An 18,724-nucleotide genomic window follows, 5' to 3' on the forward strand; every position below is an offset into this window, starting at 1 on the left:
TGCCGCACGAGCGTTGGGCGTGGGTTCGCGATCGAGCTATGCGGTGCCGTACCACTCCCGGCCCCCGCCAATGCGAGGCGCCGGGCCGTGGCACTGCATTTCGGTTCGCTATTCCGAGCGGTGGCTGGGGTCGATCCGGAATTTGATCACATTGTCGATGACACGGCGCCAAAGAGCTTCCGGCATGATCCCGATGAAGGGACTACCGTCCGCTGTACCTCGGACATCGGGACCGACCCATGCAAATTCATTGAGGTCGTTCCACACAACCCGGGAGCGATCGTCCAGTCCGAGATGGGCTGTCACCCGGGGCGGGATCGGAACGGTGAAGCCGGAATCGTAATTCCTCGTCGTGATGGGTGCGGTGATGACCCTGAGCTGGCCCCGGGCCTTATAGGTGCTCAAGACAAGGCAAGGCCTTGTCTTTCGTCCATCCTCCAGCCCGCGCTCTTTCTCGGCACGCCAGAGGTAGACATAGCTGATGACATCGGTGGGTTGGGGCTCAGTCCATGAGCTCGTTGAGGCGGATTGCTTCGGGCCGCGCTTCTGCGGTCCGGAGGCTGCGGGTGGCTTCATCACTCAATTCCTCGGGCGTGACAGCGATGTGGTCGAGGCGTGCGAGGCGTTCATACTCGGACGCTGGCAGCATGACGACGCGCGCGGCGCCGTTGCGCTCGACCGCGATCGCGTGCGTCATGGCCTCATCATAGTAGAAGCCGAAGCGCTTCGACACTTCGCTGGAAGTGACTTTCTCGATTGGTAGCTCCATGATTCCCTCATCGATCGTTACCTGGTCAGTGCACCCGGCCTTCACGGCCAAGTTTGCAACTACCTGTCAATTCCATTACCTGAGAATCTGCACTATACGTAATCTACGGAATGTGAGAAATCAACCCCCTGCCCGCGATTAGCGGGCTGGGCCCTGGCATGAGGGCGTGGCCCTCTACGCCGGGGCCCATTGCCGGCGCCAGTCAGTCGAACAACCGTTCAACCAGATCGGTGCCGTCATCTTGCAGCAGGATCACGTCGGGAAACATCGCGACCATCAAATCCTGCCAGCTGCCATCTCCAAACCTGAGCGAATGCTTATCGAAAGCCTTATTATATTCGTAGATGCCGAACGTCGGCTTCGCGAAGTTCCAATGTCGCGCGAGCGTCGAGCCGGGTTTGACGAGCGCAATGCACTCCACATCGTTCGGCGGGTTTTCAACGGGGGATTGCGGCTTCGGCATGGGGTATCCTCTTGCTCAAGGTTCGAATCCTAGCACGATCATTTCATCATGCGTCCAAATTTGCCGCCGTCGGGCCGTCAGGACCGGCGGCGGTGCGATTATCCGGGCGGCATCGGTGGCGAGCTGGCGGAAGACGCAAGCGGCTCGATGTCCCGGATTTCTATAAAGACGATCTTCTCGGCACGTTCTGCCCCGACCGGATCGAGAAAGACGCGGCAATGGTCTGCGAACACGGACGAACAGAGGCGCCAGACGACACCCTCTCGGCCAATAAATCGATAAGGGCCATATTGCGGATCAACCGGCCCCGGTCCGTCGATGATGCGAACGCGCTGGCTGACATAAAGCCAGTTGGCGGCGCCGCTGATAACCGCCGCCCTCTCCGCGTCGTTCAGAAAGGCGGCCCGATCTTCTCGGGGAGGTCCGAATGTCGCGAGCCGGTCCCCCTCGATACGCGCAAGTTTGGCGGCGAGGTCTTCAATCGGGGGGCGCTCAAAATCCGGCGCGGCACGGTTTCTCCGAAAATGGGTGACGGCATCGCCGCCAAATAGATCGGGCTGATAGCCAAGGATGCGTTTGCGCCGCTGTTCCTCTCGGTAAGCCGCGCGCCAAATCTGTTCGGGCGTCTGGGGCTTCTCGGCCCGGTCAAGCTGGTCGAGGTGGGCCGCAAATTCTTCGGGCGACATGGCGTCGAGGTCGGGCGCATGGGTCATCGCCGCCCTCCCCGCCCGCGCCGCTTTGCGGTGCGGGCGCGACCCGGTTTCGGACATTCTTCCCCCGTCGCGCGCCGCCTACGCTCCTCGCGCCCCCATTCGGCGAATAAGGGGCTGATGTGCGTCTGAATCATCACGTCGAGTTCCGCGTCGGTCATGGCCGCGATCTTCGCCTTACGGTCGCGTTCCCATTCTACATCCGCCCGCGCTTTGACCTCTCCTTCATGAACAATCAGGCGGCCATCCCGGAACATGTTCATGTAGGTCAAAAGATAGGTGGCATTGCCGGGGCATTTGCACCGATTCCAATAGCGTACGAAGGCGCTGCGATCCGGTTCCGGAATCGCGCGAAGCTCTGCCCTTGCCTTCCACCAGTTCCGGGCCGCCCGATCCCTGTTGTCTTGCTGGTTGGTGACGAATGATCGCGCCCGCGCATCCAGCAATTCCTCCGGCGTCGGTTGGCTCTCGCCGATTTCTTCGGCGAAGAGCGGGAATTTTTCCCTGTCGAGACGAAGGCGGCGCTCTGCCGCCTTCAATTTCCGGTTGGTCCGCTCATAGGCATAAATGCCTTGGTGTGGGGTGAACCTCATGGGCTGATCCCTCCGACGAAATGCGATCAGGCGTAAGCCTGATCGCGGATCGCAAAATCCTCATGTTTGAAGATGGTGAGCGGAACGCCAGCGGCGCGAAGGCCCTGCGCGAGATTGATCTGAAGCCCGCTGCCTTCGCAAATGACGGCTTCAACGGGAAGCAACCGGACCAGTGAGCGGTTGCGCTCAAAACCAGCGCGGTTGCCAAGCTGGCGATTGAGCCGGAAGGCGACAAGCGGCACTCCGCGCGCTGCGGCCCATGCTGCGCCGATTGCATCCGCGCCCTTGTGCTGCGCCGTGGTGACAAGCGTCATGGCAGGAATGCGGCTCTTGATCACGTCGAGACGATCCCAGATTGCTTGATGCTCGGTCCAATCCTGTCCGCCCGACAAGACGACCACGGGGCCGCTCGGGGCATGGGCCTCGCGCTTCTCGGCGGCGCGGGCTGCAAGGAAGTCGCGGGCATCGATCTGCGAGGCGGTCAAGGCGCGGCTTGTCCGGCTTCCCGTGGTGGCCGACCATGGGTGGCCGTTTTCGACGCGATAGACTTCGGCGGCATGGTCGCGCATCGCCTCGATCGCCGCGATGGCTTCGTGTAACGACTGGCAAAGGCGCTGCGCTTCTTCGACCTTCACCGCGTGAATTTCTGAAGGGTCCATAATGCGGGCCAGCTCGCCCAGCTCGCGCGCGGCGTCGTCCTCCTGCCGGGAAAGTTGCTGTGCGACCTTGTGGAAGCTGTTGACGATCCCCCATGCGATGCGCGGCGCAATGGCAGCAAGGCGGGTGTCGGCAAAGAGGTTGAAAATCTCGCCGGTGACGTGCGCGGCAACGATCCGCGCCGCGTCGGCGTCGGGTAAATCGTCGGCGGTCGGTTCGTCGTGGATGGAAAGCTGGCTGGCGGTAATTTCGCTGGTGAATGCGCCCGCGAAGGCATCGGCGCTGGTGAGGCTGGCGTAATGTTCGGCAAGATCGGTGAAGCTATCAAAGCGGGCCATGTTGAAAATTCCTGTTCGCCGCTTCGGAAAATGGATAAGCATCGAAGCGGACATTGACCAATGTTCAGCCGTGAGAGGCCGGAAGAGCTAGACCCTCTCCCGGCCTCCTTCGTTCAGGCAGTCTGCTTGTCGGCGGTTTCACCCCCCTTCCCTGCTGCGCCCTTGCCCTTGCCGCCCTGGGGCGCGTCGGGTGCGGTGCTGTCACCAAGGCCGCCGCTCGGTGCTTCGGGTGCGGCGTCGTCCATCGGGGGCACTGCCGGTTCGCCGCTGTCGGGGGCGTCCTGCCGCGCGCGGCGGCGGGTCCAAGCAATGTCGTATCCGCCTTCTTCCTTGGCGAAGAGCGCAATATCCATCGGGCGGCTCATGCTCGGATCGTCGATGCGGCCCTGATAGAAGCTTTCACCGCTCGACCGGATCGACTGCTCGAACAGCGCGCCGATTTTCACCCAAGTGCGGGTGGGGGTCAGCGCCATAACGTCGTACTTCGGTGCTTTGGGATTGTCGCTCATGAAGCGGCGCAAACCGATGGTAGCCGAAAAGGCCAACGTATCGATCTTGCCGACCAAGCCACCTTCGTCGGTTTTGTTGATGTAACCAATATTCGCCATGACTTTCACTCCAGATATTAGGGCAATGCCCGCTTAGTTATTGTCAAACCGGCGTTTCCGTCTTGACCCTTACTTAATAGCGGTCGTGTCAAATCTGGTCTATCGCATTGTTTTCTTGACGAAATTCCGATCCTCTTTGGTGAGCCGGAGCATCAAAATGCCGTGCGGTAGCGCGGCCGACAAAGAAGCCCGGTCCGACCAGGACCGGATCCATCATGGTCGGGGGAAGCGATGCCCTGCCCCACCTTTCCATCCCCTTCGGAGCCGCCGTCGCAGGCCCCAAGAAGCAGACGGGGGATAGCGCGGGGCAAGCTGAAAAACGGAGGCTCCGCCGCGTAGCGGTGGAAACCGTAGGCCCGAAGGGCCGGTTTTCTGCTTGAGCGCCCGTAGGGCGCGTCCCCGCGTGCCGCCGGATGCGACGCCGGGAGCCTGAAAGGCGGCGTAGAAGGGAGAGGGAAAGGTATGCGCGCACACCGGCGCCGCGACACGCGAACAGCGTGGCGCGGCCGAAGAGAATGACGGCGGTCGCCGGTCGGCGATCGACCATATCGCTTTGCCCCTGATCGTCACCCGCAGGGCCGAGACCCAAAGGGGCTCGGTGAGCTTGGGCCGCGATCGAAGATCGGGGCCTTAGCGAATAGAGCAGGTTGCCGACCAGCAAGGTGCTGGGCGGTGGCCCCCTCAATCTGGCACCATTCCAAAAATCACGACCAATCAGCTCCGCCGCATCGAATCAGACCGTTTTCGCCGGATTTCCGACATTTCCGCGTCAGCGAGGCGTCGGCGAAGCCGTGTTGCCTGTGTGGCACACCACCCCCCTTTCTTGGTATATCGCGCCCGCGCAAAATCTGATTTTATCCGCCTCGGTCGTTCGAGGCCCATGCCAGCGGCGGCCAAACAACAGCAGGATAAAGACTATGATCGTGACAACGAGCTTGTCACGCCGGGGCCTTGTGCGCGCCGGCGGTGGACTTTTGCTGACCGGCATATTGCCGATCGACGATAACGTGAGCGATTGGGGGCACGCCCTGCAGGGCCGCGGCGCCGATCGCTTCGAGCGAGCTGAGGAGTTCTACCGTGGTTTAGCCGCGGGGCTCTATCGAGATCCACGCGATCTCCTCTACCAGGCGGGGATCGTGGCGCAGCTCGGGATTGGAGCCTATCTGCTCGAGCGCGGCGCATCGGATGACTGGTGCAGGCAGCGGATCGGTCTGTTTGTCGACAAGGGACTGGCGATCGCGAACCTTGCCGGATTGAATCATCGTCAGTTCGACATGGTTCAACTGGCGCAATTGCTCTCTCCATATGGGCAATGGCGAGGTCCGTTTGCTGCCGATCTGCCGACAATCGGAACGATCGACCCGCTTCGCGTGTCGGCGACGTTGGAAGAATTGCTTAATGTCGTGCGGCGCCGGCTCGCCGGCGGACGCATCGAGGCGCGCGCGCGATGAAATGGCATCATCGTTTGTCGCGAGCCTATTGGCGCTGGATCCGCGCGAAGCGCTATCCCCATTATGCTCGCCAGCTCGGTTCGGACCCGCCGATCCTCGATCAACTCGATCTGGCGATGGATCTATTATGGCCCTTCGCTCGGCGTGTGTTTCTGATGCACCGCGTCGATGAGCTTCCCTATGGAGTGATCGCGATCGCGGTCGACGTCGACGTTGCGACCGTCGAACGATGTGTGGCCGACGCGCTTTGGTCGGTCAGAATGGTTCGGCAGGAGTTTGAGTGAACGGCTCGATCCGAAGGGTAACTGCGGAGATGTTACCCCCCATTTATTCGAGTATGAGATTTTCAGGGGGTGATTTCGCCTGGACTGACCTGAACTTCTCCATGCGCGCGTGCAGCGCAAATCATGGAGGATGCGGAATGGAACGTCGAACGCTCGTAAGCGGATTGTTGCTTGGCTCGGGGATCGTCAGTGCGCGCGCCCCGTTCACCCTGGGAGGAAGTCGCGACAGCGAAGCGAGAGAGGAGGCAATGTGGCGTCTGCAAAACGCGCGAGAGTTCTTCCCGACAGCAAATTTCGCGCGTCCCGCTGATTTCCTGTATCAAGTGGGCATTGTGTCGCAGCTGGCCTTGACGGCGTGCCTTGTGTCGACCGGATGGTCTGACGATGACTGTCGCCGCAATGTCGGGCAAAACGTGAGCAAAGCATTCTTCTTGGCAAATGCCGGCGGCTTGCAGTTTCACTCCGAGATTTTTGCTCGGCTGATGCCGTTGCTGTCTCCATACGGACGTTGGCGACCGCCGGTGGCCGTCGACTCGCGCGAGCTCGGGACGATCGACGCCGACGAGGTCCGATTTACGGTGTCGCGTTTGTTGGCGGCGGTGCTATCGCATCTGGCTGGCGCCGAGGCAAAGGCGGCGCTGCAATGAGGTGGCACCACCGCATCGCGCGCGCCTATTGGCTGCACGTGCGTTTGAAGCGCTATCCCCAATATGCGAGAAAACTCGGCCCCGACGCGGAGATCGGGGACCAATTAAGACTCGCCAATCAACTCGTTTGGCCGCTCGCGCGTTCGGCCTTCCTTCTGCATTGTGTCGACGACCTATCCTATGCCGAGATCGCGACGCGTGCGGGCGTAGATACCCGAACTGTTGAGCTGTGCATCGGTGACGCAATCTATTCGATGACCCTCATATGCGACGAGTTTCGAGAAACTCCCGGCTAAATTCGCACGATCTGGCCGTTCCTCTGTCATGCCGGAATCGTCAGCCCGCTCTGCGTCACGGCCCATTTGTTTGACCAGTGGTTGGAGGATGGGTGGTGTCTCAATCATATCGGGCTCGGTTGCGACTGGGATCGGATAGCCGGACTGGGCCGCTTGCTGTCGCCTATGACCATTGACGCCGCGGGAGGCGCGTCAACTTATTCAATTGAAACTCTATTAAGTTGACGCCCACTCCGGTTTTGATATTGTCGTCGCAGGCGAGCATGACAGGAGTTGGCTGAAATGTCTGATGAAAACGACGCAGGCAGCGAGTTCGAATGGGATGCAATGATCGATACGGTTATGGATCTTATTCCCGCAAAGATGACCCCTCGCGAATGCCGCGATCTTCGGGAGAATATCCACAACAGCCTTTGGGCATCCGTTGGCGACTTGTTCGCCCAGTCTACGATCGAGTTTCGCCGCTCGCACGGTGAGGAGTCCGAAATCCGGTTGTGGATGAGTGTCGGACTGGATTGCGTCGATTTTCAGAAAGGCTTTGCCACGAATGCCGTCGCAGCGAAGGCATTCTCACAAGAGGATTTGACACGCGCTCGCGATATCCTGACCGGGCGCATCGAAGCAATGCAACGCGAAGAAGTCGTGTGAAGCTGGGATACGCCCGCATCAGCACAGAAGAGTCAACGCTTGCATTGCAAATCGATGCGCTGCGCACTGCTGGCGTCGATCGCATTTATCAGGACGACGGTGTGTCAGGGGCCGCGGTCATCAAGCCTGCCTATGATGAGATGGTCCGGTCGGCGAACGCCGGCGATGAAATCATCGTCTGGCGGCTCGATCGCCTTTCGCGGTCGTTGAGCACGCTCATGATCGAGCTGCAGCTGTTTGGTCGTCGCCAGCTCGCATTCCGTTCGTTGAGCGAGGAGATCGAGACAGTCAGGCCGACGGGGCAGATGTTTTTCAATATGGTGGACGCATTCGTTCGGTTCGAACGGGATGTGATGGCCGAACGGAACATCGCTGCACTTGCTGCGCCCGCTGGCGCGACAAGGCAGCGAGGTCGCCCGCCGACAATCAGCGATGAACAATGGTCGACGGCTCGAAGGCTGATGACCGCGGAACCGCCGCTTTCCATTGCCGGTGCCGCAAAGTTGTTGGGTGTTAGCCGACAGGCTGTTCACAAGCGGCTGAAGGCGGAAGCATCGTGATGGCCCAGATTGACAATCGCTATGAAATTTGCGTCCAAATATTTCATGTAAATCTTCATGCAGACTCTTGAAAAATTGCCGATGTTCGATTTATGTTCGACTCTTATTAGAGGAGTGTTTCATGGGTTTCACTGATCAGTGGCTTGAAGGTATCGACATCGACGGGGCGCTTTACGACGTTCGCGACGATGATAGCCAGACATGGGAGGCGCGCGCGCTTGCCGGCGCGAGCATCGGCATCGATGCGATCGCCGGTTTCCGCGCTGTCCTGGAGCTTTGCGAGGCCGTTAACCGGATCGTTCGCGGCGAGGACGATGGCAAGCGCAGGCTTGCCGAGATCCTCGAACGTGACGGGGACGACTATCAGCGTTGCCTTTGGTACTCGGTCGCAGGTCGCGATCCGCTGGCTGTGGCGACCTGCTTCAGCGAGCTGGAGAAGCTGATGGCGGCGCGCGCCAGTTTGTGGGTCGAAGCGAGCCGCCGCGGGCTGGTGCCGTCGAAGTCGGACAATCCCTATTGGACGTCGAGCCCGGAAGGCCCGCGCGCGAAGTTCGACGCACGCTTCGAGCTCGGGGAGCATTGGGCGCCGTTTCTGCCGGCGAAGTTGCTTCAGGAGGACTGACGATGCAGCGCTACTATGTGATCGACCGGGAGATTGCCGCAGGCGAGCATGGTTTCGATGAGATGGTGGCGCGGGCCTATACGTTGAAGCAGGCTGTCCGCTGTCTGTGCCGGCGCGATATCGAGCTCGATCTGTATATCGCGCATCGCCACGGCGGCCATGTCTTGTCACGGTGGCCCGGGACGGGCCCGCGACATGCGCCGAATTGCGATCATTATGAGGCACCGGATCATTTGACCGGGCTTGGCCAGGTCCTCGGCAGCGCGATCGTCGACGATATCGACAATGGCGTGACCACGCTGAAATTCGGGTTTCCGCTGTCGAAGGGGCCCGCGCGCGCGGCGCCGGCGTCGTTTACGAACGACAAGCCCGACGTGAAAGCGACGGGGCAGCGCCTCACCATGCGCGGTCTGCTGCATTTCCTATGGGATCGGGCGCAGCTCACCCATTGGCATCCGCGCATGGCGGGAAAGCGGAACTGGTACATAGTGCGCCGACAGCTGCTCAACGCGGCGCTCGGCTGCAAGGTGCGCGGAGATTCGTTGGCGCCGCGGCTTTTCATCCCGGAGACATTCCGGCTCGATGACAAGGATGGGATAGTCGGCCGTCAACATGCCGAGCTTGCTTTGGCTAGGTCGACGCCGGACCACATCATGCTGCTGATTGGCGAGGTCCGTTCAATCGAGACTGCGCGCTTCGGCGAAAAAATCCTGATCAAACATCTGCCGAATTTCCCGTTCCTGATGGATGCGGACATGGCGCGCCGTTTTCACAAGCGGTTTGCGGCCGAAGAGGAGTTGTGGCGCTCGGATGACCGGGATGGTCATCTTATGATCGCGGCGAGTTTTGCCATGGGAGCCTCGGGGCTCGCACAAATCTTCGAGATGTCGGTGATGCCGGTGACGCGCGAGTGGCTTCCATATGAAGGACTGGAAGAGCGTTCGCTGGTCACGCACGCGGTGGAAGACCTGCGACATTTCGTGAAGGGGATGCGCGTCAATCTCGGCCTCGAGATGCCGATCGCGAGCTTGACGCTGACCGACACCGGCACTGAGGCGACCGCGGTGTATCTCGCGCATAATCTTCCCGAGCCGCGCTATGATGAAGCCTTGGCGCAGCTGATGAAGACGCAAGGCGTCCAGCATATGACATGGCGGCCCGGCGATCGCCTTCAGGCCGCGCAGGGTGCCGCACAATCCATTGTCGTCGGGGGCACGTCGACGGCTCATTGAGCGATCGAGGGGACACAATGGCAATCGTTGACAAGATGACGGCCGCGGAGCGGTTGATTCAAAATGCGATCGAGATGATCGATCGGAAAGACGATCCGCTCGCAATTCATGTCGTCGCATCGTCGGCGCTGAGCCTGCTGCGTGAATTGGTGGGAACGGGCGGAGACGACTATGTCGCCCAGTTGTTGAAGGACAGTGTGCTTCGAGCGGCTCAAGCGAAGCTTCAGGGACTGCCGACTGGGATGCCAGAGGCCGAGTCTGTTGACGAGATCGTTGATTCCGTCGTGCGGGGGATCGAAGCGGGAGTGGTAAAGTCCACGGCGGATATCGTAATCGTTACGCCGAAAAAGGAGGTCCGGGCTTATCTCGACTATATCTTCAAGCCGTATAATTTCCTGAAGCACGCAGACCAAGATCCACTGGCAACCATGGACGAAGGCGATTTTGATCCGGAGGGCGCGTTAGCTCATGCCATGACTGCCTATTTGATGGCGCGTAGCGACGGCAAGCTCCCGGAGCCTTTTACGGTGTTTCTTAAGAAGCAGGGGATTCTGGTGTAGCGACTGCCGGCGGCGCAAGGCTGTCAGCGCTGCTATCATTTACAATGATCCAGTCGGTGGCGCACCAATCCGCTCGTCCCATCGCGAGCGGCCATTCGATCGTCTGATCGTCCTGGACGTGTGCCATCACATATTCGGCAAACCCGTCCTTCTCTTGGCGTGCAATCCACCGGCGGCCTTTATGCCAGCCTTCGCGTCGAACTCGGGCGCCATTCTCGATTTCGTCGAGTGCTTCACGGAAGTCCATGTTCTGCTCCCCAATTGCGCCCCCGCAGCGGAATCATATGCGAAACAAGGACTTCGGCCAAGAGTCCCCGTGAGCAGGCTTGTTGCCCCAATGATGACATTATGCCGCGTCGCATATTGGGCGGCCGACCGGCGGCTCCAGTATGCCAGCATAGAATCTAGGTCCTATTGGCGTGTCGAACATTCGCATGTCGTTCGCGTCGAACCATTTGAGCCAGGCGGAAAGCTCGGCGCGCTTGTCGAGGGAGAATTGGCCTTCGGCATCTTGGAAGCGGAGCAAGGCCGCCGGCGACATGGCAATGATCGCATCAATCTCATCCGGCGGCAGTAGCCGTTCATCGCGGATGAAGTCAGTCATCGCTCCTGGACGGCGTTCGGCGCCATTTCGCCCCTTCACGGATTTGCGCCAGAGGCCCTCGACGTTGCGAAGGCGCGGTTTCGCGCGAGCTTCCATCAAGACGATCCGGCGCAGCTGGAAAATCGGCAGGCCACGAATTTCCCATGGCTTGGCTGCGCCGCACATGTAGCACGCGCTTTTGACCGGAAGGGGAAGCCCTTCGGCGAGGATCCGTGCTTCGCACGCTGCACGATCCCATCCCCATTCGCGCAAGGGATATTCGTAGTGGTATCGCGGATCCAAATGCCCTTCAGCATGGGCGTATCGTTTGCTGTCGCGATCGCCGGCGTCGTAGCCGATGCACTTCGTCACCTTTCCACCGCGGGCCCACCATTCGAGGGCAGGTTCCCAGCTTTGCACGAAGCGATCCTGAGGCTCGATCTTCCATTTTTGCGAACAACTGTGACGGCCGAAACTGATCGACGGCAGCGTGCCGTTGGTGAAGCAGTTTTCATCGAGCGTTCGGTACGGAGGCCAGTGCTTGAATCGCCGCGGCTCGTATCTGACTGTCTCGCACCGAATTCCGTGGGCGCGAAGCCAGCGGAATATGAGGTCGCGATACGCATAGGTTTCGGGCTTTTCTGCTCCTGTGTCGGCGAACAGGACGAGATCGATCCGGCGTCCCTGCGCGACCATCTCGAGCAACATCGCGGTTGAATCGACGCCGGCACCGAATGCGACGACGACAGGGGCGCCCTCGATCGGGCGACGCTGGGCACAAAACATCGTTTTGACCTGTGCTGAGTTCGTTAGGAAGCCAGCGCCGGGCTGATCCCGAGCTGCGCGTCAGCCGTCGTGATGAAGGCGATCGCGTTGGGCTGCCCGGCAGCGCGCTCCACCCGGTGAGGTTGCCGAATGTTGCTGGTGGCAACGATCACGAACGGCGCGCCGTTTATGTCGGAAAGCGTCACTGCGAGGCGGTACGCATTTTCAAATGTAGCGAGGGTCCGCATGGCATTGCCCTTCAAGCTGGACGGATGTGGTGGGTCTGTGGAGGACGCGCGAAGCAGTTGGGGGGCGACGATCAATAGTCTTCCGGCAACATGATCGTGATTACGCGCGTCGTGATTGCGGCGTTTGCCGGATCCTCCGAACCATATTCGCAGGCGAGGTCGTAATAATCGATCTTCAGCCAGACTTTGCGGCCCTGATAGAGGATTGAGGCGAAGTCATGCTCGGGGCTGTCGGCTGCGAATTCGCAGTGGCGAAAAGCCTTCAGCAATTGAGCCTGGACTATCGCGGGGTGCGTTTCCGGCGTCGGGCTGCAGGTCTCGAGGCAATTGCGGGTGAACGTGATGCGTGCGCGGCGATCGAGGCCAAGCCGTGCATCATCGTTCATTCGCGCGATCGTCGCTGTGCGCGAGGTCGTGTTTTCGTCGGTGTGCATAGCCGTCACCAATCGTAGACTGGGAGCTCGGCGGAAGCCGGAGCATCGCGGTCGAACATGATCCAGCAACAATGCCGCTGGCGTGCGAGGCTCATGCAGGCGAGAAGGTCCGCTGGGAGTTCATCGCCGGGCTCGCCAACATAGACAAACCAGCCATATTCGCCCTTTTCGAAGACGGCATGGTCGGCCTGCTTCATCCAGCGATTGCAGGTCTCGAAGGTGAGATTTCCGGTGGATAGCACCAACATCGATTCGATCATGGAAGGTCTCCTTCCGGATGCTCGATCCACGCGCGTAGATCTCGGCGCATGATTCCAATCGGCCCGTTGATTTCCGAAATGGGGGCATCCGAGGATACAAATCCGCGGCCTCGAAACTCGGCCACGAAGCTGCGCATGACCCTCAGATAGATGTGGCCCCCGGCGACGGCGATCTCTGTGAAGGGATGTTCGCCATGACTGGTCAGCGACACCATCTCGCAGGTGGCGTAATTGCCATAGATGTCGGGTTTCCGCGGTGAGGGCGGCCTTGGCCACCGCATCGAAATTCCGCCGTCAATCATTCGGTCCGCGAGCGTGTTCGTCAGACGAGTATCGTAGTTTTCGATCGGCGAGCGGGCGTCGATGAAACCATAACGGGCGGACAACACGGCAACCTTGAGGATGGATCTGTCGATCGGACAGCAACGGGCCGTCTGCCAAAGCGGTCCGTTGTATCGATCGATGGCGGGGATATAGCCGTGATCCTGACGTTTCGTCGCAGAGCAGGCGAGGATGAGCAGCCGGTGGGTCCGGGGCGCAAGCGGGTCCATCGGTCAGGCCGCCATCGGCAGTGCGGATGCGGCGTGAGCATGGATCCAGTCGGTGGCAGCCTGCGCGGCGGCGGCCGCTCTAAAGATCGCGCGTGTATCGTTGCCGAGCGCCATCAGCCAGCTCGCCACATAGGCGGCATGATCGGGTCGCGGAGAATATGCCAAGCCAAGATCGGCCATGAGAAAGCTGGCGCCGATCTCGGCGACGAGTTCCTCGCGAGCGCGAATGGCACGATCCTTGGAATAATCGCGCAGCGTCTCGCGCGCGAGGCGGTGCGCGCTCCCGGTAGCATGGACAATTTCGTGACCCAGGGTGGACACAAAGTCTTCATCCGTGTCGAAGGCTTCGCGGTCGGGCATGTATACCCTGTCCCGGTCGGGGCGATAACATGCGTCCCATGGCCCATATTCGACCGCGACACCTACGCCTTCGAGATAGGCTTTCGCTTCAGCCACGGTTTCGGCGATGGGCCTCGGGCTGTACGTAGCGCGCTCGGGCGAACCGTCGACCTGCGATTGGTTGAAAACGACAAAGCTTCGGGCAAAGAAGCGTGTGCCGCGATCGTCGCTTTCCCCGTCGGCGGAACCGGGCTCGTCACGCTCTTGTCGTTTCCAGAGAATGACATGCGTTCCGGTTTCACCGCGGCGGACCTGCGCGCCGGTCTCAGCCCATTGCCGGTAGGTGGCCCACGTGCCGGATTGGAAACCGTGTGCCTCAGCGGAGGCCCAAAGCATGAGACGATTGATGCCGGAGTATGCGCGGCCGACGGCACTGGCGGGCCGCATGATCGAGCCACCATTATGGTGCCAAGGCATACGCCACTCGCCGGCGCCGGCATTGATGGCGGCGGCCAACTCAGCGGTTATGGTCTGATAGATGTCGTGGCGAGGTTTCATGCGGAATATCCCTTCTGAAGCTGCGAGCTCGGCTCGCCCTCCCCATTCCCGCTCCCCTCCTCGTCCGCGCGAAGGCGCGGTGCATTTTCGGCGGCGAGCACGTCGTCGATCGCTATTTCCAACGGAGGGATCTGGAAGTCCGCCGCGGCGAACCATGCGCGAAGGGACTCGACGCTATCGTGTTGGTCGAGGATCTCCCGGGTTGCGACGGTCGCGCCATTTTCGTTTGCGGGATAGGTCGCAACGTCGTCTTCCCCCGTGAATACCTCGCGTTCGGGCAGCCACGATCCGGTGTAACCGGCACACCACCGCGAATAGGGAAGTCCGTGCCGGATGCACCAAAGCTCGAGGACGGGGAAATGACCGCCGATCGCCTGGTGGTCAAAGAGCTGCAGGGGCTCGCCTTCCACGCGAAACTCCGGTGTGAACGGTTCGCCGTCCACTTCGATACGGAGATCCTCATTGGCAATCAGCCGACACAGAGTAACGAAATCATCGGGGGACACGCGACCGCCAATGATGATGGACGCGGATACGCGATCAGCCATCGGATTGACTCCATTGGATTTTCTGAGATGAAGGGAATAGCGCGGAGGCAGGTTTCCGACTGGAAGCCGAGACCCTTGCTTCCGCGCCACATTTGTCAGGCGGCGGCCGCCATGACATCGGAATCCTCGCTCGCGTCGTTCACGCCGGGATCCACTTCTTGGTCATCCTGATGACCTTCATCGTCGATCGGAGGCATGTCCTCGCCGTTATCGTCGTCGATCGGCGGCGCATCGGGCCCCACAGGCGTATCTGCCGCACGAAACGCCATTGTGTCCGGGATCCAGCTCAGCGCCCGCGCTTTTACCTCGGGCGTGGTGATCGTCTCGCCGGCGCAGAGTTTGGCCGCGGCGGACGACAGCGCCGTCTTCTTCTCGCTCGCGTAGCGCCCCGGAAGTTCCGGATCGAGCTTGCCAAGGATCGACAGGATCTGCGGTTTGCGAATTTTGTCGAAGAAGGATTCCGCGCTCGGCCGCCAATATTCGGCGGTCTCGATCTCGAGCAGCGCGCCTAGCTCGGTCTGAAAGCTGTTGGCCCGATCGCCGGTGGACAGGCTCGCCTGAAGGCTTCGGCTGACGGCAAAGGCGAGCCAGGCGGCCTTATCGGCTTCGTCCAGTTCGCGGAATGCCAAGAAGGCGTCGAAGCTGTTGTCGAGCCCGGCCCAGTCACACGGAAGGCCCGAGCGGAGCGCCTCAAGGCTGACTTGCGCTGGTGTTGGCGGCGCAGCGTTGAAACCGGCGGGGTCGAACAGCTCACCGATGGTCACCATCACGCCGGTGTCGTTGTAGGCGGCGTGTCCGGTGAATTTCCGCGCCAGGCGAAAGATGGTGAGGTCGAGCGCGAGGCCGGGATCTTGTGCGATGTGCAGTGCCAAAATGTCGCGTCGATCCTTGGCGAGCTGCTCCTCGAGCGATCGGGGAAAGACATCTTCGATTGAGCGAGGTTCGGCACCATCCTCGGCCACAGCCGTCGATTTCTTTTCGCGCTTTTGGGCGGTCGTCGAATAGTAGCGGTGCGATGGTTTCGGCGTCCCGTCGCCGCCGAGCACAAGAAAAGTGCCAACATTGGGCCGTTCGTCTTCGGGAATCGCATAGCTGCGTTTGTCGATCTCGGTGTGTTCGGAATCGAGAGCTTCATTCTCGGCCTCGAGACGCAACACCACATCCTGATCGGTTGCATTTTCGATTTCTTCCTCGATCACCTGCAGGCGCTCTTCGATCGCCGCCATGCGCGCCTGATCGTCATCGCTGAGTTCACCACGCCGAATCTGATATTCGTGGAGGCCTTCGGTCTCACTATGGGGAACATGCTGAGCGAGAACGACACGAACCCATCCGAGTGTTCCGAGTTCCATGATGGCACCAGCGGCTTCTTCGAGTTTCGCCCGGGCGAGCCCTTCGGCAATCGGCCGATCAAGCCATTGGCCTTCACCATCAGCGGCGAACAGGTCGCGTTCAACACGCCCACCCGCGGCGAGATAATCCGTTTCACCAACGAGTAACGCAATTGCGCTGGTAGCCCCGACCGCGCTGTCAGTGAGATAACGCCGGATCGTGTGCGGTTGGTCCCCCTGCCAGTTGCCATTGAAATTGTTCCAGGCGGCGAGCTGCGCGTCGCGATCGGACGTGCTGCCATATGCCATGGCGACGTCGAGCGTGATTTTTCCTTCAGCAAGAGCTTCAAAAATCGGTCCGGCGAGGTCAGCCAGACGAAGCCGTCCCTTAACGTGACGAACGGTGACACCCATACGGCGCGCGACGTCTTCCTCGGTTTCGCCCTTGGCCAGGGCGGCGCGGTAGCCCCGGGATTCATCGGCGGGCGACATATCCTCGCGGATGAGGTTTTCCGCCAAACTGATTTCTTCAGCGAGAGCGGCCTTTTCGTCATTACACACACGCACGTCGACTGGAAAATTCTTTGGTAGTTTGCCGTTTTCAATGAGCTTGCCGATCGCCCTCCAGCGTCGGCCGCCAGCGTGGACATCCAAGATCGTTTTTTTGTCGGTGGCCGGGCTGACGATGAGGGGCTGCAGGAGGCCGTATGTGTCGATCGAACCGGCGAGCGCGTCGATACCAGCTTGCGTAAACGACTTTCGCGCATTGGCCGGCGAGAGGCGGAGTTTGTTGTAGGGAACTGTCTGGTTCTGCATGTTCTGCATGATGAATCTCCGGTATCAACCGAGACCCGTTTCATGGGCTTAACTCCCAGGGGGCCTCGCCCCCTCGCTCCCCCCTTCCCCTCTACCTTGGCGCGCCGACGGCGCGACAGGCCCACGCGGGACGCGAGACATTGCGCGGGAGCGCTATGATCCTATGGCGGATCTGTGGCTGGAAGCTTTCAAACTCTCGAAGAGATAAGGCGAAACCGCTCAAACGTGGCAGTGCGTTGCGGATTTTGCGATCATCGCGGCGTCGTCGACGGCGGCGTATTGTGGCGTTGGTTCGCGCTGCACCGTTGGGACAATCGCCCCGGCGATGTTGTTGAGCATATGCGCTGCAGCGTGTGTCGACGTCGACCTGTGGAGGTGACTGAGACGACAGATTTGCCGACCATCGAATTTGGGCCACGTGATGAAGCCGAATGGCAAGACGTGGTAGCGAGGCAGCGTCATCGGCCGCCTCGCCAGCCAGATTGGTGATCAGGCCCGTTTGGCCGCCGCTTTGGTAGCGCCGCGGGCGGGCTTTCGGCCGCCGCCACGCCCCTTCGTTCCGAGCCCGATTTCTTTCGCCAATACCCGGCGCCGTTCGGCATAGTCAGGCGCCACCATGGGGTAATCGGCAGGCAGGCCCCATTTCGCGCGATAGTCGTCCGGGGTCTGTCCATAGTGGGTCATCAGATGACGCCGAAGCATTTTGAGCTTCTTGCCGTCTTCCAGACACACAATGTAGTCGGGTTTCACCGAAGAACGGATCGACACGGCTGGCACCGGCTTTTCTTCAGGCGCCTCAACAGGTGTCGAGAGGCCCGAAAGCGCCCCATGAACATTGTTGATAAGGATCGACAGGTCTGAAATCGCAACGCTGTTGTTGCTCACATGCGCCGCGACAATATCGGCAGTCAGGGTAAGCAGTTCTGCATTGTCCTGGGGAATATCGTTCATCGAATATTGATCCTGACGTTAGAATTGTGCCCCGCGCGCACTCAATCCTGATTGAGCGGTCACGACGCAAGCATTATCTTCATTCCGCGCGGATACAGCAATCCATGTTCTGCCGGATTTCATGGCAATCCGTTGCCGTTGACCGGTAAGGGGTGGTGGCGGATAGGCGGGTTGCGTAGCGCCAGCTTTTTCTCCATTCGATATAAATGGAGGGGCCATGTTTTCTTTATTGCTGATGCTTGGCACGAGTGCCGCAAACCCGGGATTGACGAAACTCATCGATCGTTGTGACCCCATCGCGGTGAGTCACGGTGGCTGCGGAAATCTCGATAAACCCGTTTGGAAGCGTTTCGAGTCCGACACAGGCGAAATCACCAAACTCGATACCGCATCAATCGAACCGGCGGTGCCGGTTGGAGTTATTGCATCAATTTATACATTTTCGCCCGGAAGCAACCTTGATCTGAATAGATTAAGGAGAATACATTTTACATGCCGGGGGCAATATGAAGACCTGAATAGCATTGGTTATCTGCGTGACGCACCTCCACGATCAGTGCTTGGGGTCGTTGCTGCAACCGCTTGCGCAATTGGTGAGCCTAAACGTCAAGCTCTGATACAGGAACGACGGCGATTGGATTCCACCGCAAGTGCGCGCGCCAGCCAGCCGCGCCCAGAAGACTACTGCGTAGGGTTCTCAGCAGACGCGTGTGTGAGAATACAAGCTGGCGTTGATGCAATTTCTAAGCCGTCATTTTGTCGCCCCGGCTTTGGCATTGCAGGCAGCGGGTTGGACGCGGAGCAACTGCGCATTTGTTATGCGCGTGGCTCGAAGGACGATCCTAACTAGCCTGACAGGGGTTGTGAGTGTTCGGTCGTAGGAACTGCGACATCGCTATATG

General features: G+C 60.2%; 27 protein-coding genes. 10 read left to right on the plus strand and 17 right to left on the minus strand.

What is annotated here, in order from left to right:
- Positions 1–108: 108 nt before the first annotated feature.
- From ACSYDV_RS22100 to ACSYDV_RS22130, 7 genes are all read right to left on the minus strand, one after another.
- Positions 109–576: a type II toxin-antitoxin system PemK/MazF family toxin gene (locus ACSYDV_RS22100; protein WP_438326240.1), complete on the minus strand. Its 468-nt coding sequence runs from the start codon at positions 574–576 to the stop codon at positions 109–111.
- Positions 503–814, minus strand: a complete 312-nt coding sequence (locus tag ACSYDV_RS22105) for a type II toxin-antitoxin system Phd/YefM family antitoxin (RefSeq protein WP_438326295.1) — start codon at positions 812–814, stop codon at positions 503–505. The genes ACSYDV_RS22100 and ACSYDV_RS22105 overlap by 74 nt, the downstream gene beginning before the upstream one ends.
- Positions 815–971: 157 nt before the next feature.
- Positions 972–1,232, minus strand: coding sequence for a hypothetical protein (locus ACSYDV_RS22110; protein ID WP_438326241.1), 261 nt, complete (start codon positions 1,230–1,232; stop codon positions 972–974).
- Between the two features lie 98 nt (positions 1,233–1,330).
- Entirely contained in the window at positions 1,331–1,945 is a 615-nt protein-coding gene (locus ACSYDV_RS22115) for a hypothetical protein (RefSeq protein WP_438326242.1), read from the minus strand.
- Positions 1,942–2,535 carry a hypothetical protein gene (locus ACSYDV_RS22120; RefSeq protein WP_438326243.1) on the minus strand — a complete coding sequence of 198 codons (594 nt, stop codon included), beginning with the start codon at positions 2,533–2,535 and terminating at the stop codon, positions 1,942–1,944. The genes ACSYDV_RS22115 and ACSYDV_RS22120 overlap by 4 nt, the downstream gene beginning before the upstream one ends.
- Before the next feature lie 26 nt (positions 2,536–2,561).
- On the minus strand, positions 2,562–3,530 hold the full coding sequence (locus ACSYDV_RS22125) for an SLOG family protein (RefSeq protein WP_438326244.1): 969 nt from the start codon (positions 3,528–3,530) through the stop codon (positions 2,562–2,564).
- A gap of 113 nt (positions 3,531–3,643) precedes the next feature.
- Positions 3,644–4,138 (minus strand): DUF736 domain-containing protein, encoded by a 495-nt coding sequence (locus ACSYDV_RS22130; RefSeq protein ID WP_438326245.1) that lies wholly within the window; start codon positions 4,136–4,138, stop codon positions 3,644–3,646.
- Between the two features lie 647 nt (positions 4,139–4,785).
- On the opposite strand from ACSYDV_RS22130, the gene ACSYDV_RS22135 reads away from it, so the two are divergent.
- The 9 genes from ACSYDV_RS22135 (at position 4,786) to ACSYDV_RS22175 (ending at position 10,438) form a co-directional block, all read left to right on the plus strand.
- Positions 4,786–5,589, plus strand: a complete 804-nt coding sequence (locus ACSYDV_RS22135; RefSeq protein ID WP_438326246.1) for a hypothetical protein — start codon at positions 4,786–4,788, stop codon at positions 5,587–5,589.
- Complete coding sequence (locus tag ACSYDV_RS22140; protein ID WP_438326247.1) at positions 5,586–5,873, plus strand: sigma factor-like helix-turn-helix DNA-binding protein; 288 nt, start codon at positions 5,586–5,588, stop codon at positions 5,871–5,873. Before ACSYDV_RS22135 ends, ACSYDV_RS22140 begins: the two co-directional genes overlap by 4 nt.
- A 137-nt stretch (positions 5,874–6,010) precedes the next feature.
- Positions 6,011–6,520, plus strand: a complete 510-nt coding sequence (locus ACSYDV_RS22145) for a hypothetical protein (protein ID WP_438326248.1) — start codon at positions 6,011–6,013, stop codon at positions 6,518–6,520.
- Positions 6,517–6,816 carry a sigma factor-like helix-turn-helix DNA-binding protein gene (locus tag ACSYDV_RS22150; protein ID WP_438326249.1) on the plus strand — a complete coding sequence of 100 codons (300 nt, stop codon included), beginning with the start codon at positions 6,517–6,519 and terminating at the stop codon, positions 6,814–6,816. The genes ACSYDV_RS22145 and ACSYDV_RS22150 overlap by 4 nt, the downstream gene beginning before the upstream one ends.
- Before the next feature lie 282 nt (positions 6,817–7,098).
- Entirely contained in the window at positions 7,099–7,464 is a 366-nt protein-coding gene (locus ACSYDV_RS22155; RefSeq protein WP_438326250.1) for a hypothetical protein, read from the plus strand.
- Complete coding sequence (locus tag ACSYDV_RS22160) at positions 7,461–8,024, plus strand: recombinase family protein (protein WP_438326251.1); 564 nt, start codon at positions 7,461–7,463, stop codon at positions 8,022–8,024. The genes ACSYDV_RS22155 and ACSYDV_RS22160 overlap by 4 nt, the downstream gene beginning before the upstream one ends.
- A 121-nt stretch (positions 8,025–8,145) precedes the next feature.
- Positions 8,146–8,646: a hypothetical protein gene (locus ACSYDV_RS22165; protein WP_438326252.1), complete on the plus strand. Its 501-nt coding sequence runs from the start codon at positions 8,146–8,148 to the stop codon at positions 8,644–8,646.
- A complete protein-coding gene (locus ACSYDV_RS22170) occupies positions 8,541–9,878 on the plus strand; it encodes a DUF1173 domain-containing protein (protein ID WP_438326253.1) in 1,338 nt (445 codons plus the stop codon). Before ACSYDV_RS22165 ends, ACSYDV_RS22170 begins: the two co-directional genes overlap by 106 nt.
- 17 nt (positions 9,879–9,895) lie before the next feature.
- Positions 9,896–10,438 (plus strand): hypothetical protein, encoded by a 543-nt coding sequence (locus tag ACSYDV_RS22175; protein ID WP_438326254.1) that lies wholly within the window; start codon positions 9,896–9,898, stop codon positions 10,436–10,438.
- On the opposite strand, the gene ACSYDV_RS22180 is transcribed toward ACSYDV_RS22175, so the two are convergent.
- The 10 genes from ACSYDV_RS22180 to ACSYDV_RS22225 form a co-directional block, all read right to left on the minus strand.
- The gene (locus ACSYDV_RS22180; protein WP_438326255.1) at positions 10,413–10,685 is read right to left on the minus strand and encodes a Thoeris anti-defense Tad2 family protein; all 273 of its coding nucleotides are present in this window, start codon (positions 10,683–10,685) and stop codon (positions 10,413–10,415) included. The genes ACSYDV_RS22175 and ACSYDV_RS22180 overlap by 26 nt on opposite strands.
- Positions 10,686–10,784: 99 nt before the next feature.
- Positions 10,785–11,729, minus strand: a complete 945-nt coding sequence (locus tag ACSYDV_RS22185; RefSeq protein WP_438326256.1) for a hypothetical protein — start codon at positions 11,727–11,729, stop codon at positions 10,785–10,787.
- A 101-nt stretch (positions 11,730–11,830) separates the two neighbouring features.
- Positions 11,831–12,034 carry a hypothetical protein gene (locus tag ACSYDV_RS22190; RefSeq protein ID WP_438326257.1) on the minus strand — a complete coding sequence of 68 codons (204 nt, stop codon included), beginning with the start codon at positions 12,032–12,034 and terminating at the stop codon, positions 11,831–11,833.
- 71 nt (positions 12,035–12,105) lie between these two features.
- Positions 12,106–12,468, minus strand: a complete 363-nt coding sequence (locus ACSYDV_RS22195; protein WP_438326258.1) for a DUF3768 domain-containing protein — start codon at positions 12,466–12,468, stop codon at positions 12,106–12,108.
- A 5-nt stretch (positions 12,469–12,473) separates the two neighbouring features.
- The gene (locus ACSYDV_RS22200) at positions 12,474–12,728 is read right to left on the minus strand and encodes a DUF5983 family protein (protein WP_438326259.1); all 255 of its coding nucleotides are present in this window, start codon (positions 12,726–12,728) and stop codon (positions 12,474–12,476) included.
- Positions 12,725–13,279: a hypothetical protein gene (locus ACSYDV_RS22205; RefSeq protein ID WP_438326260.1), complete on the minus strand. Its 555-nt coding sequence runs from the start codon at positions 13,277–13,279 to the stop codon at positions 12,725–12,727. Before ACSYDV_RS22205 ends, ACSYDV_RS22200 begins: the two co-directional genes overlap by 4 nt.
- A gap of 3 nt (positions 13,280–13,282) precedes the next feature.
- Positions 13,283–14,176, minus strand: a complete 894-nt coding sequence (locus ACSYDV_RS22210; protein ID WP_438326261.1) for an ArdC family protein — start codon at positions 14,174–14,176, stop codon at positions 13,283–13,285.
- On the minus strand, positions 14,173–14,724 hold the full coding sequence (locus ACSYDV_RS22215) for a hypothetical protein (protein ID WP_438326262.1): 552 nt from the start codon (positions 14,722–14,724) through the stop codon (positions 14,173–14,175). The genes ACSYDV_RS22210 and ACSYDV_RS22215 overlap by 4 nt, the downstream gene beginning before the upstream one ends.
- A gap of 95 nt (positions 14,725–14,819) precedes the next feature.
- Positions 14,820–16,880 carry a ParB/RepB/Spo0J family partition protein gene (locus ACSYDV_RS22220; RefSeq protein ID WP_438326263.1) on the minus strand — a complete coding sequence of 687 codons (2,061 nt, stop codon included), beginning with the start codon at positions 16,878–16,880 and terminating at the stop codon, positions 14,820–14,822.
- A 480-nt stretch (positions 16,881–17,360) separates the two neighbouring features.
- On the minus strand, positions 17,361–17,822 hold the full coding sequence (locus ACSYDV_RS22225; RefSeq protein ID WP_438326264.1) for a Ros/MucR family transcriptional regulator: 462 nt from the start codon (positions 17,820–17,822) through the stop codon (positions 17,361–17,363).
- Positions 17,823–18,039: 217 nt separating this feature from the next.
- On the opposite strand from ACSYDV_RS22225, the gene ACSYDV_RS22230 reads away from it, so the two are divergent.
- Positions 18,040–18,672, plus strand: a complete 633-nt coding sequence (locus tag ACSYDV_RS22230) for a hypothetical protein (protein ID WP_438326265.1) — start codon at positions 18,040–18,042, stop codon at positions 18,670–18,672.
- Positions 18,673–18,724: the final 52 nt, after the last annotated feature.

The sequence above is a fragment of the Sphingopyxis selenitireducens genome, from assembly GCF_051550705.1.
In the GTDB taxonomy this organism is placed as follows: Bacteria; Pseudomonadota; Alphaproteobacteria; order Sphingomonadales; family Sphingomonadaceae; genus Sphingopyxis.

Excerpts from the sequence above, each read along its gene's own strand:
- ACSYDV_RS22195 (WP_438326258.1), bottom strand. The coding sequence starts at position 12,468 with ATGCACACCGACGAAAACACGACCTCGCGCACAGCGACGATCGCGCGA.
- ACSYDV_RS22180 (WP_438326255.1), bottom strand. The coding sequence starts at position 10,685 with ATGGACTTCCGTGAAGCACTCGACGAAATCGAGAATGGCGCCCGAGTT.
- ACSYDV_RS22200 (WP_438326259.1), bottom strand. The coding sequence starts at position 12,728 with ATGATCGAATCGATGTTGGTGCTATCCACCGGAAATCTCACCTTCGAG.
- ACSYDV_RS22120 (WP_438326243.1), bottom strand. The coding sequence starts at position 2,535 with ATGAGGTTCACCCCACACCAAGGCATTTATGCCTATGAGCGGACCAAC.
- ACSYDV_RS22230 (WP_438326265.1), top strand. The coding sequence starts at position 18,040 with ATGTTTTCTTTATTGCTGATGCTTGGCACGAGTGCCGCAAACCCGGGA.
- ACSYDV_RS22155 (WP_438326250.1), top strand. The coding sequence starts at position 7,099 with ATGTCTGATGAAAACGACGCAGGCAGCGAGTTCGAATGGGATGCAATG.
- ACSYDV_RS22190 (WP_438326257.1), bottom strand. The coding sequence starts at position 12,034 with ATGCGGACCCTCGCTACATTTGAAAATGCGTACCGCCTCGCAGTGACG.
- ACSYDV_RS22175 (WP_438326254.1), top strand. The coding sequence starts at position 9,896 with ATGGCAATCGTTGACAAGATGACGGCCGCGGAGCGGTTGATTCAAAAT.
- ACSYDV_RS22140 (WP_438326247.1), top strand. The coding sequence starts at position 5,586 with ATGAAATGGCATCATCGTTTGTCGCGAGCCTATTGGCGCTGGATCCGC.
- ACSYDV_RS22165 (WP_438326252.1), top strand. The coding sequence starts at position 8,146 with ATGGGTTTCACTGATCAGTGGCTTGAAGGTATCGACATCGACGGGGCG.
- ACSYDV_RS22115 (WP_438326242.1), bottom strand. The coding sequence starts at position 1,945 with ATGACCCATGCGCCCGACCTCGACGCCATGTCGCCCGAAGAATTTGCG.
- ACSYDV_RS22145 (WP_438326248.1), top strand. The coding sequence starts at position 6,011 with ATGGAACGTCGAACGCTCGTAAGCGGATTGTTGCTTGGCTCGGGGATC.
- ACSYDV_RS22225 (WP_438326264.1), bottom strand. The coding sequence starts at position 17,822 with ATGAACGATATTCCCCAGGACAATGCAGAACTGCTTACCCTGACTGCC.
- ACSYDV_RS22100 (WP_438326240.1), bottom strand. The coding sequence starts at position 576 with ATGAAGCCACCCGCAGCCTCCGGACCGCAGAAGCGCGGCCCGAAGCAA.
- ACSYDV_RS22130 (WP_438326245.1), bottom strand. The coding sequence starts at position 4,138 with ATGGCGAATATTGGTTACATCAACAAAACCGACGAAGGTGGCTTGGTC.
- ACSYDV_RS22205 (WP_438326260.1), bottom strand. The coding sequence starts at position 13,279 with ATGGACCCGCTTGCGCCCCGGACCCACCGGCTGCTCATCCTCGCCTGC.
- ACSYDV_RS22210 (WP_438326261.1), bottom strand. The coding sequence starts at position 14,176 with ATGAAACCTCGCCACGACATCTATCAGACCATAACCGCTGAGTTGGCC.
- ACSYDV_RS22215 (WP_438326262.1), bottom strand. The coding sequence starts at position 14,724 with ATGGCTGATCGCGTATCCGCGTCCATCATCATTGGCGGTCGCGTGTCC.
- ACSYDV_RS22220 (WP_438326263.1), bottom strand. The coding sequence starts at position 16,880 with ATGCAGAACATGCAGAACCAGACAGTTCCCTACAACAAACTCCGCCTC.
- ACSYDV_RS22185 (WP_438326256.1), bottom strand. The coding sequence starts at position 11,729 with ATGTTGCTCGAGATGGTCGCGCAGGGACGCCGGATCGATCTCGTCCTG.
- ACSYDV_RS22110 (WP_438326241.1), bottom strand. The coding sequence starts at position 1,232 with ATGCCGAAGCCGCAATCCCCCGTTGAAAACCCGCCGAACGATGTGGAG.
- ACSYDV_RS22125 (WP_438326244.1), bottom strand. The coding sequence starts at position 3,530 with ATGGCCCGCTTTGATAGCTTCACCGATCTTGCCGAACATTACGCCAGC.
- ACSYDV_RS22150 (WP_438326249.1), top strand. The coding sequence starts at position 6,517 with ATGAGGTGGCACCACCGCATCGCGCGCGCCTATTGGCTGCACGTGCGT.